Annotated in this window: 19 protein-coding genes and 1 CRISPR repeat array (1 of these 20 only partly in view); of the genes, 14 read left to right on the top strand and 5 right to left on the bottom strand. The window is 41.3% G+C overall.

The window, feature by feature from the left end; genetic code table 11:
- Window positions 1-208 precede the first annotated feature (208 nt).
- The 6 genes from CDC37_RS04395 to CDC37_RS04375 all read left to right on the top strand — a co-directional run bounded on the left by CDC37_RS04395 (window position 209) and on the right by CDC37_RS04375 (window position 3,710).
- Window positions 209-1,189: a cysteine synthase A gene (locus tag CDC37_RS04395; protein WP_096625912.1), complete on the top strand. Its 981-nt coding sequence runs from the start codon at window positions 209-211 to the stop codon at window positions 1,187-1,189.
- Between the two features lie 212 nt (window positions 1,190-1,401).
- Entirely contained in the window at window positions 1,402-1,569 is a 168-nt protein-coding gene (locus tag CDC37_RS23945) for a hypothetical protein (RefSeq protein ID WP_157780643.1), read from the top strand.
- A gap of 130 nt (window positions 1,570-1,699) precedes the next feature.
- Window positions 1,700-1,927, top strand: coding sequence for an addiction module protein (locus CDC37_RS04385; RefSeq protein ID WP_096620661.1), 228 nt, complete (start codon window positions 1,700-1,702; stop codon window positions 1,925-1,927).
- A complete protein-coding gene (locus CDC37_RS04380; protein WP_096620660.1) occupies window positions 1,924-2,223 on the top strand; it encodes a type II toxin-antitoxin system RelE/ParE family toxin in 300 nt (99 codons plus the stop codon). The genes CDC37_RS04385 and CDC37_RS04380 overlap by 4 nt, the downstream gene beginning before the upstream one ends.
- Window positions 2,189-2,449: a hypothetical protein gene (locus CDC37_RS23940; RefSeq protein WP_157780642.1), complete on the top strand. Its 261-nt coding sequence runs from the start codon at window positions 2,189-2,191 to the stop codon at window positions 2,447-2,449. Before CDC37_RS04380 ends, CDC37_RS23940 begins: the two co-directional genes overlap by 35 nt.
- A gap of 553 nt (window positions 2,450-3,002) precedes the next feature.
- A complete protein-coding gene (locus tag CDC37_RS04375) occupies window positions 3,003-3,710 on the top strand; it encodes a DUF5331 domain-containing protein (RefSeq protein ID WP_172892827.1) in 708 nt (235 codons plus the stop codon).
- Between the two features lie 373 nt (window positions 3,711-4,083).
- Here CDC37_RS04375 and CDC37_RS04370 read toward each other — a convergent pair whose 3' ends face one another.
- Window positions 4,084-5,448: a (Fe-S)-binding protein gene (locus CDC37_RS04370; RefSeq protein WP_096620658.1), complete on the bottom strand. Its 1,365-nt coding sequence runs from the start codon at window positions 5,446-5,448 to the stop codon at window positions 4,084-4,086.
- An 805-nt stretch (window positions 5,449-6,253) separates the two neighbouring features.
- Between CDC37_RS04370 and CDC37_RS04365 the strand changes: the two genes are divergently transcribed.
- The 5 genes from CDC37_RS04365 to CDC37_RS04345 all read left to right on the top strand — a co-directional run bounded on the left by CDC37_RS04365 (window position 6,254) and on the right by CDC37_RS04345 (window position 13,555).
- Window positions 6,254-8,698: a putative PEP-binding protein gene (locus tag CDC37_RS04365; RefSeq protein WP_096620657.1), complete on the top strand. Its 2,445-nt coding sequence runs from the start codon at window positions 6,254-6,256 to the stop codon at window positions 8,696-8,698.
- A 221-nt stretch (window positions 8,699-8,919) separates the two neighbouring features.
- Window positions 8,920-9,285: a hypothetical protein gene (locus CDC37_RS04360; RefSeq protein ID WP_096620656.1), complete on the top strand. Its 366-nt coding sequence runs from the start codon at window positions 8,920-8,922 to the stop codon at window positions 9,283-9,285.
- Between the two features lie 602 nt (window positions 9,286-9,887).
- Complete coding sequence (locus CDC37_RS04355; RefSeq protein ID WP_096620655.1) at window positions 9,888-11,012, top strand: ABC transporter ATP-binding protein; 1,125 nt, start codon at window positions 9,888-9,890, stop codon at window positions 11,010-11,012.
- 174 nt (window positions 11,013-11,186) lie between these two features.
- Window positions 11,187-12,275 (top strand): polyamine ABC transporter substrate-binding protein, encoded by a 1,089-nt coding sequence (locus tag CDC37_RS04350; protein WP_096625910.1) that lies wholly within the window; start codon window positions 11,187-11,189, stop codon window positions 12,273-12,275.
- A 293-nt stretch (window positions 12,276-12,568) separates the two neighbouring features.
- Window positions 12,569-13,555 carry an ABC transporter permease gene (locus CDC37_RS04345; RefSeq protein ID WP_442861064.1) on the top strand — a complete coding sequence of 329 codons (987 nt, stop codon included), beginning with the start codon at window positions 12,569-12,571 and terminating at the stop codon, window positions 13,553-13,555.
- 142 nt (window positions 13,556-13,697) lie between these two features.
- On the opposite strand, the gene CDC37_RS04340 is transcribed toward CDC37_RS04345, so the two are convergent.
- Window positions 13,698-14,186, bottom strand: coding sequence for an FG-GAP repeat domain-containing protein (locus CDC37_RS04340; protein WP_096620654.1), 489 nt, complete (start codon window positions 14,184-14,186; stop codon window positions 13,698-13,700).
- 466 nt (window positions 14,187-14,652) lie between these two features.
- On the bottom strand, window positions 14,653-14,823 hold the full coding sequence (locus CDC37_RS23935; RefSeq protein ID WP_157780640.1) for a hypothetical protein: 171 nt from the start codon (window positions 14,821-14,823) through the stop codon (window positions 14,653-14,655).
- A 694-nt stretch (window positions 14,824-15,517) separates the two neighbouring features.
- Here CDC37_RS23935 and CDC37_RS04335 point away from each other — a divergent pair.
- Window positions 15,518-15,781: a hypothetical protein gene (locus CDC37_RS04335; protein ID WP_096620653.1), complete on the top strand. Its 264-nt coding sequence runs from the start codon at window positions 15,518-15,520 to the stop codon at window positions 15,779-15,781.
- A gap of 154 nt (window positions 15,782-15,935) precedes the next feature.
- On the opposite strand, the gene CDC37_RS04330 is transcribed toward CDC37_RS04335, so the two are convergent.
- A complete protein-coding gene (locus tag CDC37_RS04330) occupies window positions 15,936-17,642 on the bottom strand; it encodes an iron uptake porin (RefSeq protein WP_096620652.1) in 1,707 nt (568 codons plus the stop codon).
- Window positions 17,643-17,680: 38 nt separating this feature from the next.
- Window positions 17,681-18,112, bottom strand: coding sequence for a lactoylglutathione lyase (gene gloA, locus CDC37_RS04325; RefSeq protein ID WP_096620651.1), 432 nt, complete (start codon window positions 18,110-18,112; stop codon window positions 17,681-17,683).
- A gap of 121 nt (window positions 18,113-18,233) precedes the next feature.
- On the opposite strand from gloA, the gene CDC37_RS23930 reads away from it, so the two are divergent.
- Together CDC37_RS23930 and CDC37_RS04320 are read left to right on the top strand one after the other, a co-directional pair.
- Window positions 18,234-18,383 carry a hypothetical protein gene (locus tag CDC37_RS23930; RefSeq protein ID WP_157780639.1) on the top strand — a complete coding sequence of 50 codons (150 nt, stop codon included), beginning with the start codon at window positions 18,234-18,236 and terminating at the stop codon, window positions 18,381-18,383.
- A 249-nt stretch (window positions 18,384-18,632) separates the two neighbouring features.
- Window positions 18,633-19,358 carry an HAD family hydrolase gene (locus CDC37_RS04320; RefSeq protein WP_096620650.1) on the top strand — a complete coding sequence of 242 codons (726 nt, stop codon included), beginning with the start codon at window positions 18,633-18,635 and terminating at the stop codon, window positions 19,356-19,358.
- Between the two features lie 18 nt (window positions 19,359-19,376).
- A CRISPR array of direct repeats spans window positions 19,377-19,735; the repeat unit is 36 nt; unit sequence GTTTCCAATCAATTATTTCCCCTCATAAGAGGAGAC; it runs 133 nt beyond the window's last position.

The following is a 19,735-nucleotide window of genomic DNA, read 5'->3' as shown; positions in this document are numbered from 1 at the left end:
TTGGATTTTGGATTACTCTCTACGTCTTACGAGGTAATCCAATAAATTTTGTATCCTCAGTTCCAAACTGTCACCTACTAGACGACCCGACGGGTCGTCTCTACAGACCCGACGGGTCGTCTCTACATTTTTCCCCAAAACATTCCGAACCTGTACCCAGAATGAGCCAAAATTTGTATATATCTTGGCAAATACAGGTGACAAAAAAATGGATATCAAAGACGGATTCATCGGTACAGTTGGAAATACACCCCTCATCAAACTCAAAAGCTTTAGTGAAGAAACGGGTTGTAATATCTTGGCAAAAGCCGAATTTCTCAATCCCGGTGGTTCTGTCAAAGACCGAGCAGCGTTGTATATTATTCAAGATGCAGAAGCAAAGGGTATTCTCAAACCCGGTGGAACCGTTGTGGAAGGAACTGCTGGTAATACGGGTATTGGATTAGCCCATATTTGTAATGCCAAAGGATATAAATGTTTAATTATTATTCCCGACACCCAATCCCAGGAAAAAATGGATGCGTTACGGGTGCTGGGTGCAGAAGTACGACCAGTTCCAGCAGTTCCCTACAAAGACCCAAATAATTACGTCAAGCTTTCTGGACGGATTGCGAGTGAGATGGAAAACGCAATTTGGGCTAATCAATTTGATAATCTGGCCAATCGTCAAGCTCACTATGAAACGACAGGTGCAGAAATTTGGCGACAAACCGATGGTAATGTGGATGCTTGGGTGGCTGCAACGGGAACTGGTGGTACTTTTGCTGGTGTGGCTATGTATTTGAAGGAAAAAAATCCCCAAATTCGCTGTGTGGTCGCTGACCCAATGGGTAGCGGTTTATATAGCTATATTAAGACAGGTGAAATCAAGATTGAAGGTAATTCCATTACGGAAGGAATTGGAAATAGTCGGATTACCGCCAATATGGAAGGCGCACCCACAGATGACGCAATTCAAGTCAATGACCAAGAGGCACTGAGGGTAGTGTATCAGCTTTTGTATAAAGATGGGTTATTAATGGGTGGTTCTACGGGTATTAATGTGGGTGCTGCGGTCAAGCTTGCCAAACAAATGGGACCAGGACACACAATTGTGACGATTTTATGCGATAGTGGGACGCGTTACCAGTCACGCATCTTTAACCGTGAATGGCTGAAATCTAAAGGACTAACCCCGGATTGGGAGTAAATTCCTAAAACTTTCCGTGAGTAGGGAGTGGGGAGTAGGGAGTAGGGAAATAGAATCACTACGAAAAATCCTGAACGAGCAGTATTGCATTCCTCCTTGGGAAGAGATACAAATTCATGCACAAACCGTGACCACAAACTTGTTCCAAGACTCTGGCTTTGGAATACAGATCGGGAAGCTCTGCTTCCTGATTCGAGTCAGAGACTCGTGCAATGCGTCCCCACGCGGAGCATCGGGACGAGAGAAAACCGTCATCGTGGGAAAAGCGATCGCAATACCCCTCACCACCAACGAGAAAAGCGATCGCACTTTCACCCAAAGCAGCAAAAACCTTGATTATGAAAAGAGCGTTCGCAATACCCCTCACCACTAATGAATAATCGTAAATTCGTCATTGTGGAAAAGCGATCGCAAAATCGCAATTTCTCCAACGATTAAGCAAGTCATTCCTGATTTATAATCTAAAGGATATAGAAATACAGTAACGATATTTATTTTAAACAAATAACCATGCACCCTATATTAAAGGTCGATATTTCCGAATTAAGTGTATCCGAGCGAATACAGCTAGCTGAGGACTTATGGGATAGTATTTTGCTTGAATGCGATGCTTCGGAATTTCCCTTGAGGGAAAGTCAAAAACAAGAATTAGACAGACGTTTAGGATTACATCGTCAAAATCCACAGCAAGGTTCTACTTGGGAGGAGGTTAAGCAGCGATTGGGTTTTGATAAATGAGTTATCAGCTAATTATTAGCCCAGAAGCGGAATTTGATATCGAAGATGCTTTTAAATGGTACGAAGAAAGTAGTTCTGGGTTAGGTTCTGAATTTGTCCGTGCAGTCGATGCCTGTTTGGCGCTAATCGGACGTAATCCTTTTGCCTATCCCAAAGTGTACCAGGAAGTGCGACGAGTATTGATACGTCGGTTTCCTTATGGGGTGATATATGTGGTGGAGGAAGATGTTATTACTATAATTGCCTGCTTTCACGTCAAGCGTGACCCTAAAGAATGGCAAGATAGAAATAGTTAACACACCAAAAACCGTAATTGTGGAAAAGCGATCGCAATACCCCCCACCACCAATGAGAAAAGCGATCGCACTTTCACCCAAAGCAGCAAAAACCTTGATTGTGAACAAAAGAGCGATCGCAATACCCCTCACCACCAACGAGAAAAGTGATCGCACCATCTTCAATACAAAGAAGTCCAAAGTAAAGACGCGATATATCGCGTCTCTATATTTCATAAGGGATTGAGGAGATTTTAGTCGCTAAAAGTGCTTTCCAAGTAGGTATGTAAGGCTTAAACCTCCTCCATGATCAAAACTGTTAAACTGGTTCCGAGACTCTGGCTGGGAATACAAATTAGGAAACTCCGCTTCCTGATTTAAGGCAGAACCTCGTGGAATTTGTCTCCACGCGGAGCATAGGGACAAGATAAATGGTCTAGATATTTCCACCAACCTGTACTAATCTTGCCGGATTGTGTTTGTTATGCTGGAGTACGGGTTGATTATGTCAAGAGCATTATAAAATCCCATTTGCAACTTAACCAATCTGTGGATAAAATTGTTTATCCCCGTGAGATTTATTGGATTTAAGGGTCTGTAGATGATATTTACACTGCCAATTCGTGTCATACTAATTACATAATTTGGCTGGAATTTTGTGGAACTTGATTTGACTCAATCTAGCTATCAAAAATCAATTCCATATCTCCATCTAATCACAAAATCCTGACAAATTTACCAATCTAGTCACCACTCACTTGTTTAGAGGTTTACGTGTGTCACCACAAGCGCAGTATCCAATTAATATTCAACAGTTAAGGCATAATTTGAAAATCAAGTGGCTGACTTACTACCAGCAAAATTATCATTGGCTGGAAAAGATGCAAATCTGGGGAGATTACAATGGCGATCGCCGACCTTTATCTGGGTTTATTTTGGCAACGGTAGCGGTTCTAGAGCCAGATTTAAGCCAAATCTTACCTTTGATTGCAGATTTAAACAATAATCCCGATCAGGTGATTGCTGCTTTAGGTTTAGATTTTAACCCCGATAAACATTTGCATTTGCTGAACCAGGAAGATTCCCCCCCATTCCCTCACCCCAATATATCTGATTCGGGTAGAGAAAGGAATCATGGGGTAAATGGAAATCATCAACTGAATGAAATACATGCACATTCTACTGCGACTCGGATTATTTCCCCATTAACAGAGCAAATTACGAACCAAAATATTCATCACGAAAATAATGGAAATGGATATCATGGCAATGGCAAAGTTCCTATCTCTCGGACTTCCACAGCAGTTTCAATTTCCCCATCAAATCAGGTTATGTTCAAACAATCTGCTCCCCCCACAGGAAAAATTATCCCCACCCATTCTCAACCAGTCGCGAATGAGGTCAATAGTTCGGCGATTTTGAGTCCGCGAAATTTAGCAAATTGGATTGATGATTTTTGTCAGGGTCGGGATTGGGACCCTGATGAAGCGGTGTTTATTCCCTTTTGAGGATAGTTGAGTAAATAATTTGTAATTCGTAATTCATAATTATAAATTAATATTGATCTTTTTGTAATTTGCAATAAATACAACTAGAATAATCAATGATTACAGCCCCTGATATGTAGCAAGCATTAGCGTAAACGATATGATAATTTGTTTGGGTTTCAGCTTCCTAATTTTAATGATGGAGAAATCAAAAATGTGTAGCTCCATTATTTTTAATCCCTAGATTTCTTTATAGGGTATTAATTAAACTAAATACGAATTCGATGATTGTAAACTCACATCTTGCACTAAGAAAAGCTGATGAAAATAAAATTACGTAGCTTGCTTCCCACTTAGCAGGTATTACATAGACGCGAAGCGTTGCCGCAGGCTATTACAAATTAATACTCAGTTTTTCTCCCCGAATGGATAAATCCAGCAATTCCATCGGGTGCATTAGGGGAATATCCTCACCCTGAGCTTGTAAATATTTGCGAATTTGCAGGGAGCAACCGGGATTTGCGGAAGCTATTAATTGCGCACCTGTATTGACAAGATTTTGGGCTTTTTGAATTCCTAATTCTTCAGCTACCTCTGGTTGCAGCATATTATATACTCCCGCACTACCACAACACAAAGTTGCATCAATCGGTTCCCGAAGTTGGACATTGGGAATTTGTTTCAGGATTTGTCGAGGTTGAACGCTTATTTTTTGACCGTGGAGCAGGTGACAAGCGTCTTGATACACCATCGTTAAGGGTGTGTCGGTTAACGGGGAAAGGGTCGCTGTTAAACCGACTTCTGCTAAAAACTCCTGGACATCCCGCACTTTGCTTGCAAATTCCCGCGCTTTTTGCGCATATTCTGGGTCATCAGCCAAAATATGTCCGTATTCCTTCAGGGTATGTCCACACCCAGCCGCATTAATAATCACATAATCCACATCCGTATCGGCAAAGCTATCAATCATTTGTCGTGCTAAACTTTGGGCTTGGGCTGTTTGTCCCTGGTGTTCGGGTAAAGCCGCACAGCAACCCTGGGATTTGGGTATGACCACCTCGCACCCATTCGCTGTTAAAACCCGTGCTGTGGCTGCGTTGACAGGGGAGAAGAATAGTCTTTGCACACAACCGAGAATCATGCCGACTCGGTAGCGTTTTTGACCTTGAGCCGGAATCAGGTCGGGAAAATCGGCTTTGAAGAGACTTTGCCAGGATAACTGCGGTAGGATGGATTCCATTGCCGCAAGACGGGGGGAAAGGTGTTTGAGTAAACCTGTTGCGCGAACTAGTTTTGGTAAACCAAGTTTTTGGTAGATGTATAGGGGGATTAAAAGTATTCTTAAGCGGTGGGGATAGGGAAAAAGGGAGAATATGAGTTGACGGAAAATTTGATCAAACCAGTTACGAGAATAGTTTCGTTCTACTTGGTGTCGAGTGGCCGAAATCAGCTTATCGTATTGGACTCCTGACGGACAGGTAGAGACACAAGCAAGACAACCTAAGCAAGAATCAAAATGTTGTGCAGTTGCTTGATTAAGGGCTATTTCTCCCTCGTTGATTGCATCCATGAGATAAATTCGTCCCCGGGGTGAGTCCATTTCTTTCCCAAGGACTCGATAGCTGGGACAGGTGGATAAACAAAATCCACAATGAACACAGGTATCAATTAATTTGGGGTCTGGTGGATGATTGGTATCAAATCCAGGTAGATTTTTGATACTAGCGGTAGTTTGCTGGGATTCTTCAAAGGTGTGCATGGATGAATCTGGGAGTGGGAGGAAGTTGTACGATTTTGGATTGGGGAATCTTTTGTGATGTATTGATCACAAATCCCTAAAAGTAGAGACGACCCGTCGGGTCATCTGTATAGGGAAAATCAACCTGTTACTCGACGTTGATCCCTCACAGGTGAGAAATGCAGGTTATTGACCGTGTTAAGATGTATATTAGGGTTTTATCTTGCTATCTGTCGCATTCTTTTTTCAATTGGTATTACATCTGTTTACCTAATTATCCCATTTTTATCTGTTCTGGTGTATTCCATTTCATTATGGTTACTAGTAGGGAATGGGAAACAGAGTTAAGAAACAGGAAACGATAATGTAGACCGACATTCATCATTTCGCTCGTGAATGGGGAGGGAGGGAGGGTGTACCAGCTTTTATTGCTCGGTGACAGAAAATATGATCATTACATTGGAAGTATCCTGGATTTCTCACGAGTGAGTTGTAAGCCTTGAGTAACGGATTGATTTTTCTTCTACTGCCTACTGACTACTCCCTACTCCCTGTGAGTTTTAGGATTTTGTCAGAAATGCGGGGTATAGCCTTCAGCAATCGATGGATTCATTTTGAGTGATGGATTTTGCGATCGCTACTTTGCAAGAAGCCGCTACGTGTCTAGGTAATTAGGTATTTTGTATTTAGTTATGTCCATTTCAGTCGATGCTTAAATCCTGAAATGACTAAAACAGGTTAAACAATTAATTTTTTGTCAAATATTGAAGTTGCTTGCTAATTTGAATTTGAACACAGATTCAAGCGAATGTCAGTAAAGGACTGAGTGGATAAATTATATTGGCTAGAACTGATTCCGGAAAATCTTCATGGCGATCGCTCTGATTTCGATTATCGTCAAATTGTGGGTGAGCAAATATTACATTTAGCTCAGTTTCAGCAACAGGGGTATCCTATACTACCTAGTTTTGTGATTGGTGCTGATGTTTGGCAGGAATTTTTTCAGGGTTTATTCAGTTCCGAGGAAGTATTTACGGATTTACCCCATGTTTTATCTCGGTTGAATTTGAATGATTGGCGAGAATTACAACAATGGGCGAATCTTGTTGGCGATCGCATTTTACATCAAAATATCCCCAATCCTTGGCTGGAATTAATTTTTCAAGGGGTACAACAATGGCAATGTCGTTGTGTCAGCTTACGTCCAGTCTTCATCTTACCGTCCGATATTCAATTACCAGAATACATGACCAGCTTGTTGGCAATGGATAGTTGTGTCTGTGATCTGGATGCGATCGCCAACGCACTTAAACGAGTTTGGTGTCGAGTATGGAGTGCTACCAGTTTAGTTTATTGGCAAAGTCTGGGGATTAATATCGGTCAAATTCAAGTCGCAATTTTAGTCCAGCCTTTGAATGATATAGTAAAAAGCGGTAGCCTAATTGCTAATTCCCAAGTGTGGGAAGTACGAGCAACCTGGGGTTTAGGACTGGCGATCGCTCGTGGTCATGTGATTCCTGATATTGACAAAATTAACCCCCTTCAAGGTCGGGTAATCGAACGCAAGTTAGGACACAAAACTGTTGCTGACTGGGTTGTCACTGATACCAACAAATTGGAAGAATATCAAACACGAGCCATTACACCCCTCAATCCCCAAACTTGTATTGCCACATGTATCCTAACCGATGAACAACAACAACAGTTTGCCCTGTCACCCCAAAATCTAGAACAGCTAACCGTTTTAGCTGAACGAGTCCGTACCGATATGTGGGGGAAAATTTCCCCACCCCAAGACTTTTTTCCCCACTTTCACTTGGAATGGATCGTTCTTGCAACTGCAGAGGGTGAACGTTTACTTCTGACCAATGTCATGATTCCTCCACAGCGAAATCAAAGTGATATATATCACATTTCCGGATTAGGGGCAGCCAGTGGACGCGCAACCGGAACTGCCTACGTAATCAGCAATTTAAATTCCCATGTCCAATCCATACCCTCCGGTAGTATTTTAGTGGCTCCCAGTATTGCTGCTGAATGGCTACCATTGTTAACTAATTCCGTTGGTATTATCACGGAACAGGGTGGTTTAACCAGTCATGCTGCTATTTTAGCGCGGGAGTTACGGATTCCGGCTGTAGTTCGGGTCAAAGGGGCAACTGTACAAATTAATACCGGCGACCACCTGTTGATTGATGGGGATAAAGGTGAGGTGTTTTGCAATATGATGATTGGAGGTGAGGGGGAAGACTTTGATTTGAGCCATGAACATCTCAATTTTGAAGATGATATTACCGATGCACAGGCCAGTAATTTGGATGTCACCCAAAGTATTGATGTGATGAGGAATTCTACTCCATATTACCTTTCCCTGCCACCAATTGCAACCCAATTATTTGTGAATTTGAGTCAAATCCAAAGCTTGGAAGGAATTCAATCCCATCCAATTGATGGAGTCGGTTTATTACGTTCGGAATTAATGGGAATTCCCCTATTGGAAGGACGGAGTTTAGAAGATTGGTTAGGTCAAAGTCGTCGTCAAACAAAATTACGAGAACGCTGGAGTGAATACATCTGTCGATTTGCCAAGGCTTTAGCTCCTAAACCAATATTTTATCGCACCTATGACGGACGGTATTTACATAGACAAACACCCACCCCAACAGAAATAAACCTATCAGATCCCCACCTTGACCACGGGACATTAAATTATATTCGCAATCCAGAGTTATTGGAATTTGAACTGAATGCTTTAGGGGAAGTGTTTAAAGCGGGATATACAAATTTAAACTTGATTTTACCCTTTGTGCGGAATGTGGAAGAATTTGTATACTGTCGCAACCAAGTGATTGCTGCGGGATTGAAGCAGAACCCGGAATTTCAACTGTGGATTATGGCGGAAGTACCTAGTGTATTATTTTTATTACCAGAGTATGTCCGTGCTGGAGTACAAGGAATTGCCATTGGGACAAACGACCTGACGAGATTACTATTTGCCATTGACAGGGATACATCCATACCCGGATTAGATGGACATCATTCAGCCGTTAGAAAAGCTATACAACAATTAATTAATGCAGCGAAAACAGCAGGGATACCTTGTTCGATTTGTGGATATGCAGTAAGTCAATATCCCGAAATGATTGAAGATGTCATCCGATGGGGTATTACAGCCATATCCGTTGAGCCCAGTGCGATCGCTACCACATATCATGCGATCGCGCGGGCTGAACATCGATTAATTTTAGCAGCAGCGCGGGAGAAAATTTAACCCAAGATTAACCGCAAATCCACAACTAGGTTAAGATTGACGCGTTCCACTTCCTTCCCCACAGCAAGAGCAACAAGCATAATTTGTAAAATCTCTATTTTGGGATGAGAACAATTGAAAAAATATAAAAAAATATTTTCTGTTGGTAGATATATTGAGGAATACCGACATTTGTGAGTCTACATATCTAAGATACAAATGTAGAGTTTCCCGATGAAAAGATGCAAGATGAAAGTACTCCCAGAGACTTTTGGAACCCTTTTGAACCAACGAATAGAGACATCCAAAGGACGAAGGTATTAGCAGAAAAAAATCCAGTAATTGCAGGTGTTGTAACATTTTTATTTCTGCCATTGGGAATGATTTATCTGTCTCGTGGAGTCAATAATTTGAAAATTCTTTTCTATTCATTCATTGCATCTTTCCTGGTGGGAGGTTTTATTAGTTCTATTTCGAGTTCGGAAGAAGAAGCATTGAAAACGTCTGAGAAAGTAGGTAATCTTATGGGTTTAGCTGGTGGTATCACTATCATTGCTGAAAACGTCAGATGTGTCACCCTTGCGCGTCAGCGTTTAGATTCTAAATAAAAATTAATTGGGTTTAGATTAACCAAAGAAATAATTTTCCATGTTAGTGCATGTAGAAATAATTTTCCATGTTAGTGCATGTATTTAAACGTTAGTAGGTGTATGGTTAGTCTTCTATTGATTGAAAATCTCAAGCCGCAAAGATTAATTATCTTTCCATTATCAATTGACTATCTCGGTCTAAAAACCGAGATTTTTTGATTTTATTATTAACAATTTTCTCCTTTTGAATATAACAGGACTTACACGACGTAGATACGCATAGCGCGGATTCTCGTGAGAGAAGATTTTTCATTACAAGCGAAACAAAGTGTAGGGAAGCAAGCTACGTAATGACGCAGTAACGTTACTTTTGCGTAAGTCTTATTTTAGGAATACTATTTGATTGTTGTACACTCTACAAGAAGGCACGACCCTGAATCCAAAATCCAAAATTGTTTGTTTTCCAGGGATTATACATACGGCGATTATCAAGATAGATGGTTACAATAAGAACCAGGTGCATCTTGCAGAAAATCAGCCCTTGATGCTGCTACGTGACACCGACCGGGTCGGCTAGACGATGAATTATTGTAAGTAAAAATACGGAAACGGTTTCGATTATGTCGCAAGCTGTCACGCAAAATACCAGTCAAATGATGGCACAAGTCCCCTTTGATGTGGAACTGCGGAATGTTTTTAAGTTTTTTAATAAGGAACCTGCTGTTCACGGGATTGATTTAGAAGTGCGACAGGGGGAATTTTTTAGTATCCTTGGTCCTTCTGGGTGTGGTAAAACTACTACATTGCGTTTAATCGGTGGGTTTGAAACTGCTGATGCAGGGAAGGTGGTGATTTGTGGGGAAACGATGACAAATACACCTCCCTATCGTCGTCCAGTGAATACGGTGTTTCAAAGCTATGCCCTATTTAAGCACTTGAATGTGGGGGAAAATATTGCTTTTGGTTTAAGGTTACAAAAGTTACCAAAAGTGGAAATTGAAAAGCGTGTCAAGGAAGTTCTTGCGAAAGTAAAATTAGAAGGATTGCGATCGCGGTTTCCCCATCAGTTGTCGGGTGGACAGCAGCAAAGGGTGGCTTTAGCGCGTGCATTAGTGAATCAACCGACGGTAATGTTATTAGATGAACCGTTAGGAGCTTTAGATTTGAAGTTGCGTAAGGAGATGCAACTGGAATTAAGCACTTTACAAAAGGAACTGGGGATGACTTTTGTGATGGTGACCCATGACCAGGATGAAGCTTTATCCATGAGCGATCGCATTGCGGTGATGAATCGGGGTAAAATTGAGCAGGTTGGCACTCCCAGCGAAATCTACGAGCGACCCCATACTGCTTTTGTCGCTCAATTTATCGGTGATACCAATTTGCTGACGGGTGATATTGTCGGTGTAGATAGTAATTTGATCCAGGTTTTGACTAAAGGTGGATTAAAGTTAACTGTAACCAGAAATGGGGATACTCCCAGCGAATTAGGTAAAAATATATCTGTTAGTATCCGTCCGGAGAAGGTGCAACTTTCCCTTTATAAACCTAGCATTCCTACCAACTGTTTTGAAGGTAAGGTAATTAATACCATGTATATGGGAACCCATGTGAATTACGTCATTGAACTTGCAAATCAAACCCACATCACGGCAATGCAACCAAATACGGTGGGTATTCTCCCCGATTCTGATACCCCCATTTATGCTTTTTGGTTAGAAGGGGATTGTTTGGCTTTTAGTTAGATGGTGATTGAGAAAATGCAACATATCCGGTGACGTAAATATATAATCAAAAATGCAATATATCTGGAGACGTAATATATAAAAATGCAATATATCTGGAGACGTAATATATTACGTCTCTACAGTTTGGGAACGTCTAAAATCCAAAATCTAAAATCTAAAATTCAAAATCCCATAATGTTTCGTCGTCGATTTATTCAAACAATTAGTGCATGTGCTGGGTTAACCTTGACAGGTTGTGGTTGGCGACTTGCGGATGTCCGTGCAACTACACCCATTAAAGGTTCCCGTGACCAATTGTACCTTTATACTTGGACCCAGTATGCAGACGAGAAAAGTATTTTAAAGAATTTTACCACCCAAACGGGAATTAGATTGTTTGCGGATGTTTACGAATCTAATGATGCCATGTTGGCGAAAGTACAAGCAGGGGGTGGAGGTGCTTACAGTGTTATTTACCCCTCTGATTATGTGGTTGAGCAAATGCTGAATGGGGGGTTGTTGGCAAAAATTGATCGCAGTCGCTTAATTGGATTAGAAAATCTTTTACCCCAATTCCAAAACCCCATCTATGACCCTAATAATAGCCATAGTATTCCCTTTACCTGGGGAACTACAGGTTTAATTTATAATTCGGAGATTCTGTCCCAACCACCACAAGACTGGGAATATCTGTGGCAAAATCGCGATCGCTTAACTAAACGGATCACCCTCCTGGATGATAAACGGGAAGTGATGGGAGCGGTGTTAAAAATGCTGGGCTATTCCTATAATTCCACCCAGGAAAGGGAAATTGAACAAGCTTACAATAAATTACAGGAACTGAAGCCAGCAATTGCAGCTTTTGATACCGATGCTTGGCGTAATCGGATTTTAGCAGGAGATTTGTATCTAGCCATGTGTTATTCCGGGGATGCAATTAAAATTACCAAGGAAAATCCCAAGTTTAAGTATGTAATTCCTAAAAGTGGTACATCACTGTGGACGGATACGATGGTTATTCCCATCACTGCACCCAATCCCGATGGTGCTTACGAATGGATTAATTACACCCTACAACCGGATGTATCTGCAAAATTCGTCACTACCCAAAGTTTAGCTACCCCTAACCGTCTCGCTTTTGAATCCTTACCCACAAGGTATAAAAACAATACCAGTTTGTTTCCCCCTGAAGATGTTTTGGAAAAATGCGATCGCATTGCGGATATTGGTGATGTGGATGCGGTGTATGAGCGGTATTGGACAAAGTTAAAAAGTGGGTAAACTAACTTTGTAATTTGTAATACTCCCTACGCGGGAAGCAAGCCACGTAATAGCCTGCGGCAACGCTTCGCGTACGTAATTGAAAGGGGTACAGATGTTTACAATATATCCAGAATATTAGACGCGATATATCACAATCACATGTGACAAACAAAATTCATCTGTCGCATTCCTTTTTCCAATTGATATTAACTCCTGAAAAATCCAGGTAATCCAAAATCTATAGTAGAGACGACCCGACGGGTCGTCTCTACGGTAATCCAAAATCCAAAATCCAAAATCCAAAATCGATTGTGACTACCCAATTACCCCTTAATTCCTATCCAGAAAACGGCGAAGTGAAACACCCTGTCAATAAAAGACGGGTGAAATTGCTAGAACCTCTTTTATTGCTAGCACCAGCTGGTTTTTGGTTGCTACTCATGTTGGTATTACCAACCCTAATTATTTTTCAATTAAGTTTAGTTCCGGGGATTCGTCCAGGTGAACTAGTTAACCCCGGTGGTGTATCCAGTTTTTGGGAATTTATACTCCGATGGGGTGAGGATGGTTACTTAAGACGGGTATGGTTTGCACTGACGGAAAATTATCGACGCATTCTTGACCCACTTTTTTTACAAGTTATTTGGCGATCGCTGATTTTAGCTGCCAGTACGTCTATAATTTGTTTATTGTTGGGCTTTCCCGTGGCTTATTGGATTACCCAAATCGCTCCTAAACGTTGGCGAACACTGCTATTATTAGGTTTCGTCCTCCCTTTGTGGACTTCCTCCCTGCTGCGTACCTATGCCTGGATTACGATTTTACGCCCCTCCGGCTTGCTAAATTTGGTTCTTAACAACTTCGGATTACCATCGCTCCAAATTCTCGATACTTTACCTGCGGTGGTAATTGGTATGAGTTATAGTTTACTACCCTACATGGTACTAATTTTGTACGCATCCCTGGAAAAACTAGATACCAGACTTTTAGAAGCTGCGGCTGACTTAGGAGCAAATCCGTTCCAAGCTTTTTGGCGAGTTACCATTCCCCAGGTGAGAACAGGGATTTTTGCAGGGGGATTTATGGTATTAATTACAGCCTTGGGAGACTTTGTTAATCCGGAATTACTCGGAGGTGTATCTAGTATGACCGCAGCTCGATTAATTTATACCCAATTTCTGGGTGCAAGTAAGAATTGGGGTTTTGGTTCAGCCTTAAGTATGACTTTGATTTTTGCAGTGAGTATAGCGATCGCGCTGTTAATTAAGTTTGGGGATACCAGTGTAAGGAGTAAATGACTATCCCAGACAGGCTTTTTGATTATTCCAGGACTTAGGCAATCAGTACGCAGTTACGTGATTGCGACATCAGGAAGCAATCCCAAACATCTGATTTCTCGTCACGGGTGCGTAAGTCCTATATTCAAGATTACCGAATGAACTAAATAATCGGTATCCACTTTTGAGAGGTGGGGATTTTTACTAAAAACTCAGCTTGTAATCGATTGAATCCGTCCATTAACCAGATAGCATTTTCACCCCTATTTTCATTTCGCCAAAATATATCGGCTTTTCCATCTCCATTAAAATCACCTAAGTCAAAGTCTCGGTAAGCAACAGAAACAGAATCGATGAATGATGCACCTGCAATATTACCACCATCCATCAGCCAAATAGCATTTTGACCTGTTTTCGTATTGCGCCAAAATACATCAGTTTTGCGATCGCCATTAAAATCAGCCGGAATAACTTCTGTCCATCCATCTGCATCACTTACAGAAGGTAAGAAGCTACTTTGCAGAATTCTTGGTCCATCCATTAACCAAACCGTATTTTGATTCGTGAGTTCACTTCGCCAAAATACGTCTCCCTTTCTGTCCCCATTAAAATCAGGTGTTTTTAAGGGGTTTAATTGGTCTAATACTGTCATGTGAATATTCTCCTAAGAGTATGATTCTACAACCAAATTGTCAGCATTAAGTTTATTAATGGAACATCAGAATCATTTTTGAAAACGATTTCCATCAGCATTTAAAGTTTAGTATGCCCATTTATAATTGCGAACCAATGGAAAGGGAAGGAAAGTCAGTAAATATCATCAAATTTAGAGTTTTTCTGCATTTTCTCTTTTAAAGAAAAATTCAGATTGTCTGGAAATGGAGATTCTGACTGGATTACAGAAGCGTAAAAAGCTCATTCACCATACATAAAAATAGGACGTATTTTGTCAATCAATCAAAAGAAGGAAATAAAAAAATAGGCATTGCTGAATCAGGGGATGATTTGACCAAATTTTCAAGGATTTTTCGATGGTTTCAAATACTTATTCATCCCACACTTATGCAACGCCAAAAAATAAAATACAAAAAATACAATATTGTGGGTAAGTTGCATAATCATAAGGGCGTTATAGCCGCAGGGTTGTCGTAGACTAGCTCAACTTTGATGGGTGAAACAGGTGGATACAAACGTCCCATCTTTCTACGTGCATCCGTGGTTTGAAAGCGCCAATTGATACTTGCTCTCTCTTTGTTGCGTTGTTTTTCCCCAGCCGCAATCTCAAACACCAGAGTCGCGCGATCGCTGATTCGTCTTTCTCAGCACTGACGAGACAAAATAAATAACTCCATGTTGCGCGATCGCTGTGTTGATCTACCCCTCACTTGCCATCAACAATCATCTAGCTTTGGTCTCTCCCTTCTTGATGAGTGATACACCTTGGACGTCAAGCTTCGCTGATCGCAGTTTTTTCCATTTCCAACTCTGTGAAATTTATGATACGTCTCTTTGCCATGATGTCACCCGGAAATCTGATTTATTTAAGTCGCTGACCAAAAACCTGTAATACCAATTCTCTAAATGTTGACTACAGATAAAACTCTCCAGTACATAAGTTCTTCCTGTAATCGAGGCAATAACCTCCTGCCATAGTACCTCTTAGCTCCAAAAATTCTGACTAGAGAAATTATCTCCTATCTGTAGTCCTATTTTCAAGAATTGGTATAACACCCATCAGGTGTCGGTGTAGTGCAGTACTAGTGGTCTACCGCATTAATTTTGATGGGTTAGAAAAAATTTCTAGTAGCGCTTTATACTAAAGCTTTTTTGGGGACTAGAGCCACTACTAAGAACCCCTCAGAACTTATGGGATAGAGTTCATCTTAATAATCTTGCTTTTTTAGTACTCTTGAACTACAATGATAATAATTAAACTTCAGTGCATCCGCAGGGTAATCAAACATCGAAAAATCGAGGCGTTTTATGCTTAAACACTACATTCTCAGTCTTAATCCTACAGCGAAACACGAGTGGGACCGTTGTGTATTGCGGGAACCATTGACAGCAAAGCGTCCAGATATCGCCAGAATAGTTGCAGATGCGGTTGGTTCCCAGCAAGGCAATTATTTAGTTAGTGTCAATATTGAAGTGCAAGTATTAGAACACGTATCACCTCCCCAGATTGAGCAATTATCTTTAAACATTGCTCCTACACCGGAAAAATCGCAATTACGAGAAGCAGCTTAGGAAAGATTTTGGATTTTGTAGAAAGTTGGTGGGAGATTTATTCTTCGTGCGACTTCTCTTAAAGATGAAAAGTGGAATTGTTGGGTTCAAACACAGACGTGACATGTTGCGTCTGTGGCTACTTCCTATTCCCTACCCTCACGAAGAATAAATATTAAAAAGAAAAAACTGTTCGCAAACTACTTTGCCAGATAGTTCCATTACTGCTGTCGTTATCTGGATTAATCACCAGGGAAAAAATCGGAGTCACGCTCATATAATCACTTAATGGTAAATTATAAAATGCTTCCAAATTTGTTTGCGTCGCATTGCCAATATCATTGGTAACGAATGGTTGACCAATGGCAATTCCTGCAAGGGTAGTGGGGATAACAACGTTACGTAAGCCGACACCAACAGACCAACTCAACGGATGGATATTCAAATCACGGTTGAGACGGGTGTTGAAACCCTCGTATTTACCAATTCCCACCCGACCAAAAACCCCAAGATTGCGATTAAATTTATATTCGGCGTTGAGTCCAAAGGCATTTATATCCGTGGAATTAACGAGGGCATTCGTATATTGTAATTTGACTTTTAACTGGTCGGTGGGTTGAAATTCTACTTCTAAACTGCCTTGACGGTTATTACCAAATAAACCTTGATTAGTTTCACCATCAGGATTATCAGCGTTTGCGGCAATATATAATCCCCTTGCAGCCAATGAACTTTGTTTCGGTTGCCAATTAACAGCAACACCTGCACCACCTTGACGGTCAATTTGGTTTTGGATAATCAGGGGGTTATTGAGAAACAAACCGGAACTGAAATTTATCGCTTCATTCCCTGCATAGGAATTTTGATCGATAAAATCGCGGGGGGATATTTTTGCGCCGATAGTCACCGTCAAATCCTGATGGGGATGGAAACTGTAGGCTAACCGACGTAAACGTAAATCTGGTGACAATTGGGCATACTTCAGTCCACTTCCATCGGCAAAAATTCCCTGATTGCCTAATAAATCAATCCTATCCCCTGGTTCCTGTCCAATGGTATTATTTCCCCTATTACCAGCTTCTAATTCCGTAATTAACCCACCTCGACCACGAAAACTGGTGTGCAAACTTAAACGCGATCGCGCGACAATCTGATTTCTGGTATTAATCCCCCCCGTTGCGGTAATAATCGTTTGTCCTTTAAGTTTGGTGGTGGTGGAAAATAGATTGGCTTGGATTTCTGCGGCTCTGACTTCGGTGCGGTCAATCCGTTTTTCTAATTCCTGCAAATTAGCCGCAAATTCTCGTCTTAGCCTTTGGATAATAATAGCATCTTCCCGGACATATTCTTCCAATGCGTCTGCCAGTAAATCTTGGACGGCGCTAAAAGTTCTGGCTAAAGCACTGGCAAATTCGTAGCGGGTGAGGGGTTGATTCCCGCGAAACTTCCGATTGGTGTCCCCGGCAATCACCCGATAACGCTCCACTAAGGATTTTAATGCTTGGTAGGCCCAATCCGTCGGTTTCACATCACTTAAATCCGCTACCGAGGGCAGATTTTCCATCAACTGTTGGGGGGATTCTTCCTCTACATCTTGACTTATTTGAATCTGTAACGGCGAAAACTCTAATTTTTGTCGAGCTAAATCCAATTCGGGAGGTGCGATCGCAAGTGTGTCAAATGGTGAATCAAAGTGTGAACCCACCTCTAACTGTTTGTCCTTCCTAGAATCCTGTGGGGATTGGGGAGAGGATGGGGAATTAACCTCAACTTCCCCACCCAGTGCAGAAACCCCTAACTGAGTCCAAAGACTGGAAATTAAACAACTTCCCACAGTTAGAACTTGTTTAATGTACTGCTGTTGACCTCCCCTATCCTTCACGTTCTACTCCTCACACCAAAATTAAGTCACAAAGTCAACTAAGTAGTTGCCGTCGCTGGAGCTGTTGGTGGTGTGGAATCAGCATGGGTACTCATTTGAATCAATTCAATTTTATACCCGTCCGGGTCTTCGACAAAAGCAATTACCGTCGAACCATGTTTCATTGGTCCCGGTTCCCGCGTCACCACACCACCTAGAGACTTAATTTTCTCACAAGTAGCGTAGATATCATCGACACCCAAAGCAATATGACCGTAGGCATTACCTAAATCATATTTTTCCACACCCCAGTTATATGTAAGCTCTATTACACTATTCTCCGATTCATCGCCGTATCCGACAAAAGCCAAGGTAAATTTACCACCGGGATAATCTTTTTGACGGAGTAATTTCATCCCTAAAACATCACAGTAAAATTTCAGGGATTTTTCCAGATTTCCCACCCGCAACATTGTGTGTAGTAAACGCATTCTCTCAATCTCTGAATTTGCATCGACATTACCAGTATTGTATCGAGATGGAGAAAATCGGGTCGTCTCTGGATAAAAACCCGTCAATACAATTCGTAATTCGTAATTTGTAATACCCGCTATGCGGGAAGCAAGCTACGTAATTCGTAATAGCCTGCGGCAAGCCGCTTCGCGTCTACGTAATAGCCTGCGGCAACGCTTCGCCTACGTAATACCCGCTACGCGGGAAGCAAGCTACGTAATAGCCTGCGGCAACGCTTCGCCTACGTAATTGTGAGTTTGACGGTTCTTATATCGTTTACGCTAATGCTTGCTACATATCAGGAGCTATAAGCGTTGATTATTCTAGTTTCATTTATTGCAAAGTACAAGAGAATCGATATTAAAGGTTGACAGTTGACGGTTAACAGTCATCATTCATCAGTCAACGGCACGCTATTTTTCAAGACTTAACTAGGATTGCTGTATTGCTATAATTAATTAGTATTTTCCAAACATCCTCTCCAAGAAGATAAAATATATGCCCAAAATCAAGTGTGGTGATGTCGTTTTTAGCAACATCGAAGCAGTTATTTTTGATAAAAATGGAACTTTAGAAGATTCCGAAACCCAATTGATTAACTGGGCTAAAGTGAGTGCTAATTATCTTAATCAAAAATTTCCAGGGATTGAACAATCGCTATTAAAAGTTTTTGGAGTCAATGGTAATAGTTTGGATGTTGCTGGATTAATGGCTGTTGCAAGTCGGTATGAAACCGAAATCGCAACGGCTAGCCATATTGTCCAAACTGGTTATAGTTGGTTCGAGTCCTTGCAAATAGCTCGTGAAGCTTTAGATACCGCAGAAACTGTCGTCGGTATTCCTGCACCCATGTTTGCTGGTTGTCGAGAAATCTTAGAAAAGTTGGCCGCAAATAATTATAAATTAGGTATTTTGTCAGCTGCAACCACCCATGAGGTGCAAGTATTTGTCCAGGAACATGAATTAGGTGAGTATATCCAGTTGGCAATGGGGGTGGATGGAGGTATCAGTAAACCCAATCCCCAATTATTGATTAATGCTTGTCAAAAATTGGGGGTGGAAGTTCATCAAACCCTAATGGTAGGCGATTCTATTGGTGATATGCAAATGGCAAAAAATGCTGGTGCTGCGGGGTGTATCGGGATTACCTGGATTGGTAATCCTAGTCATGTTTATGGTGCGGATGTGGTTATTCATCAGCTAGCTGATATTCAGGTGATTTGAGTTTCCAAGTTTCCAATCGTTTCCAATCAATTATTTCCCCTCATAAGAGGAGACTGTGGGTGTTGGTGGGGTTGGGGTTGGTGTGGGTGGTTTCCAATCAATTATTTCCCCTCATAAGAGGAGACGCCAGTATATATCGGAAGTGGACTCTGGTCAATAGATGTTTCCAATCAATTATTTCCCCTCATAAGAGGAGACCTTGATTTAGAAAGAGAAGAGATGGAAGGGTATCTAATGTTTCCAATCAATTATTTCCCCTCATAAGAGGAGACATAAAAAATGAAAAATTTCCAAAGCTGGAAAGTAGATCCAGCCTTATGTTTCCAATCAATTATTTCCCCTCATAAGAGGAGACCGGAGTTGAAGTCTCTGTGCAG

The sequence above is a fragment of the Calothrix sp. NIES-3974 genome (genome assembly GCF_002368395.1).
Taxonomy (GTDB): Bacteria; Cyanobacteriota; Cyanobacteriia; order Cyanobacteriales; family Nostocaceae; genus NIES-3974.
The sequence above is the reverse complement of the archived record's forward strand: the minus strand, read 5'-3'. Positions and strand labels throughout refer to the sequence as shown.

What these genes read in the sequence shown, in the direction of transcription:
- CDC37_RS04370 (WP_096620658.1), bottom strand. Translation starts at nt 5,448, where the DNA reads ATGCACACCTTTGAAGAATCCCAGCAAACTACCGCTAGTATCAAAAAT.
- CDC37_RS23945 (WP_157780643.1), top strand. Translation starts at nt 1,402, where the DNA reads ATGCGTCCCCACGCGGAGCATCGGGACGAGAGAAAACCGTCATCGTGG.
- CDC37_RS04385 (WP_096620661.1), top strand. Translation starts at nt 1,700, where the DNA reads ATGCACCCTATATTAAAGGTCGATATTTCCGAATTAAGTGTATCCGAG.
- CDC37_RS04395 (WP_096625912.1), top strand. Translation starts at nt 209, where the DNA reads ATGGATATCAAAGACGGATTCATCGGTACAGTTGGAAATACACCCCTC.
- CDC37_RS04320 (WP_096620650.1), top strand. Translation starts at nt 18,633, where the DNA reads ATGCCCAAAATCAAGTGTGGTGATGTCGTTTTTAGCAACATCGAAGCA.
- CDC37_RS23930 (WP_157780639.1), top strand. Translation starts at nt 18,234, where the DNA reads ATGCGGGAAGCAAGCTACGTAATTCGTAATAGCCTGCGGCAAGCCGCT.
- CDC37_RS04340 (WP_096620654.1), bottom strand. Translation starts at nt 14,186, where the DNA reads ATGACAGTATTAGACCAATTAAACCCCTTAAAAACACCTGATTTTAAT.
- CDC37_RS04335 (WP_096620653.1), top strand. Translation starts at nt 15,518, where the DNA reads ATGCTTAAACACTACATTCTCAGTCTTAATCCTACAGCGAAACACGAG.
- CDC37_RS04360 (WP_096620656.1), top strand. Translation starts at nt 8,920, where the DNA reads ATGCAAGATGAAAGTACTCCCAGAGACTTTTGGAACCCTTTTGAACCA.
- CDC37_RS04380 (WP_096620660.1), top strand. Translation starts at nt 1,924, where the DNA reads ATGAGTTATCAGCTAATTATTAGCCCAGAAGCGGAATTTGATATCGAA.
- CDC37_RS04355 (WP_096620655.1), top strand. Translation starts at nt 9,888, where the DNA reads ATGTCGCAAGCTGTCACGCAAAATACCAGTCAAATGATGGCACAAGTC.
- gloA (WP_096620651.1), bottom strand. Translation starts at nt 18,112, where the DNA reads ATGCGTTTACTACACACAATGTTGCGGGTGGGAAATCTGGAAAAATCC.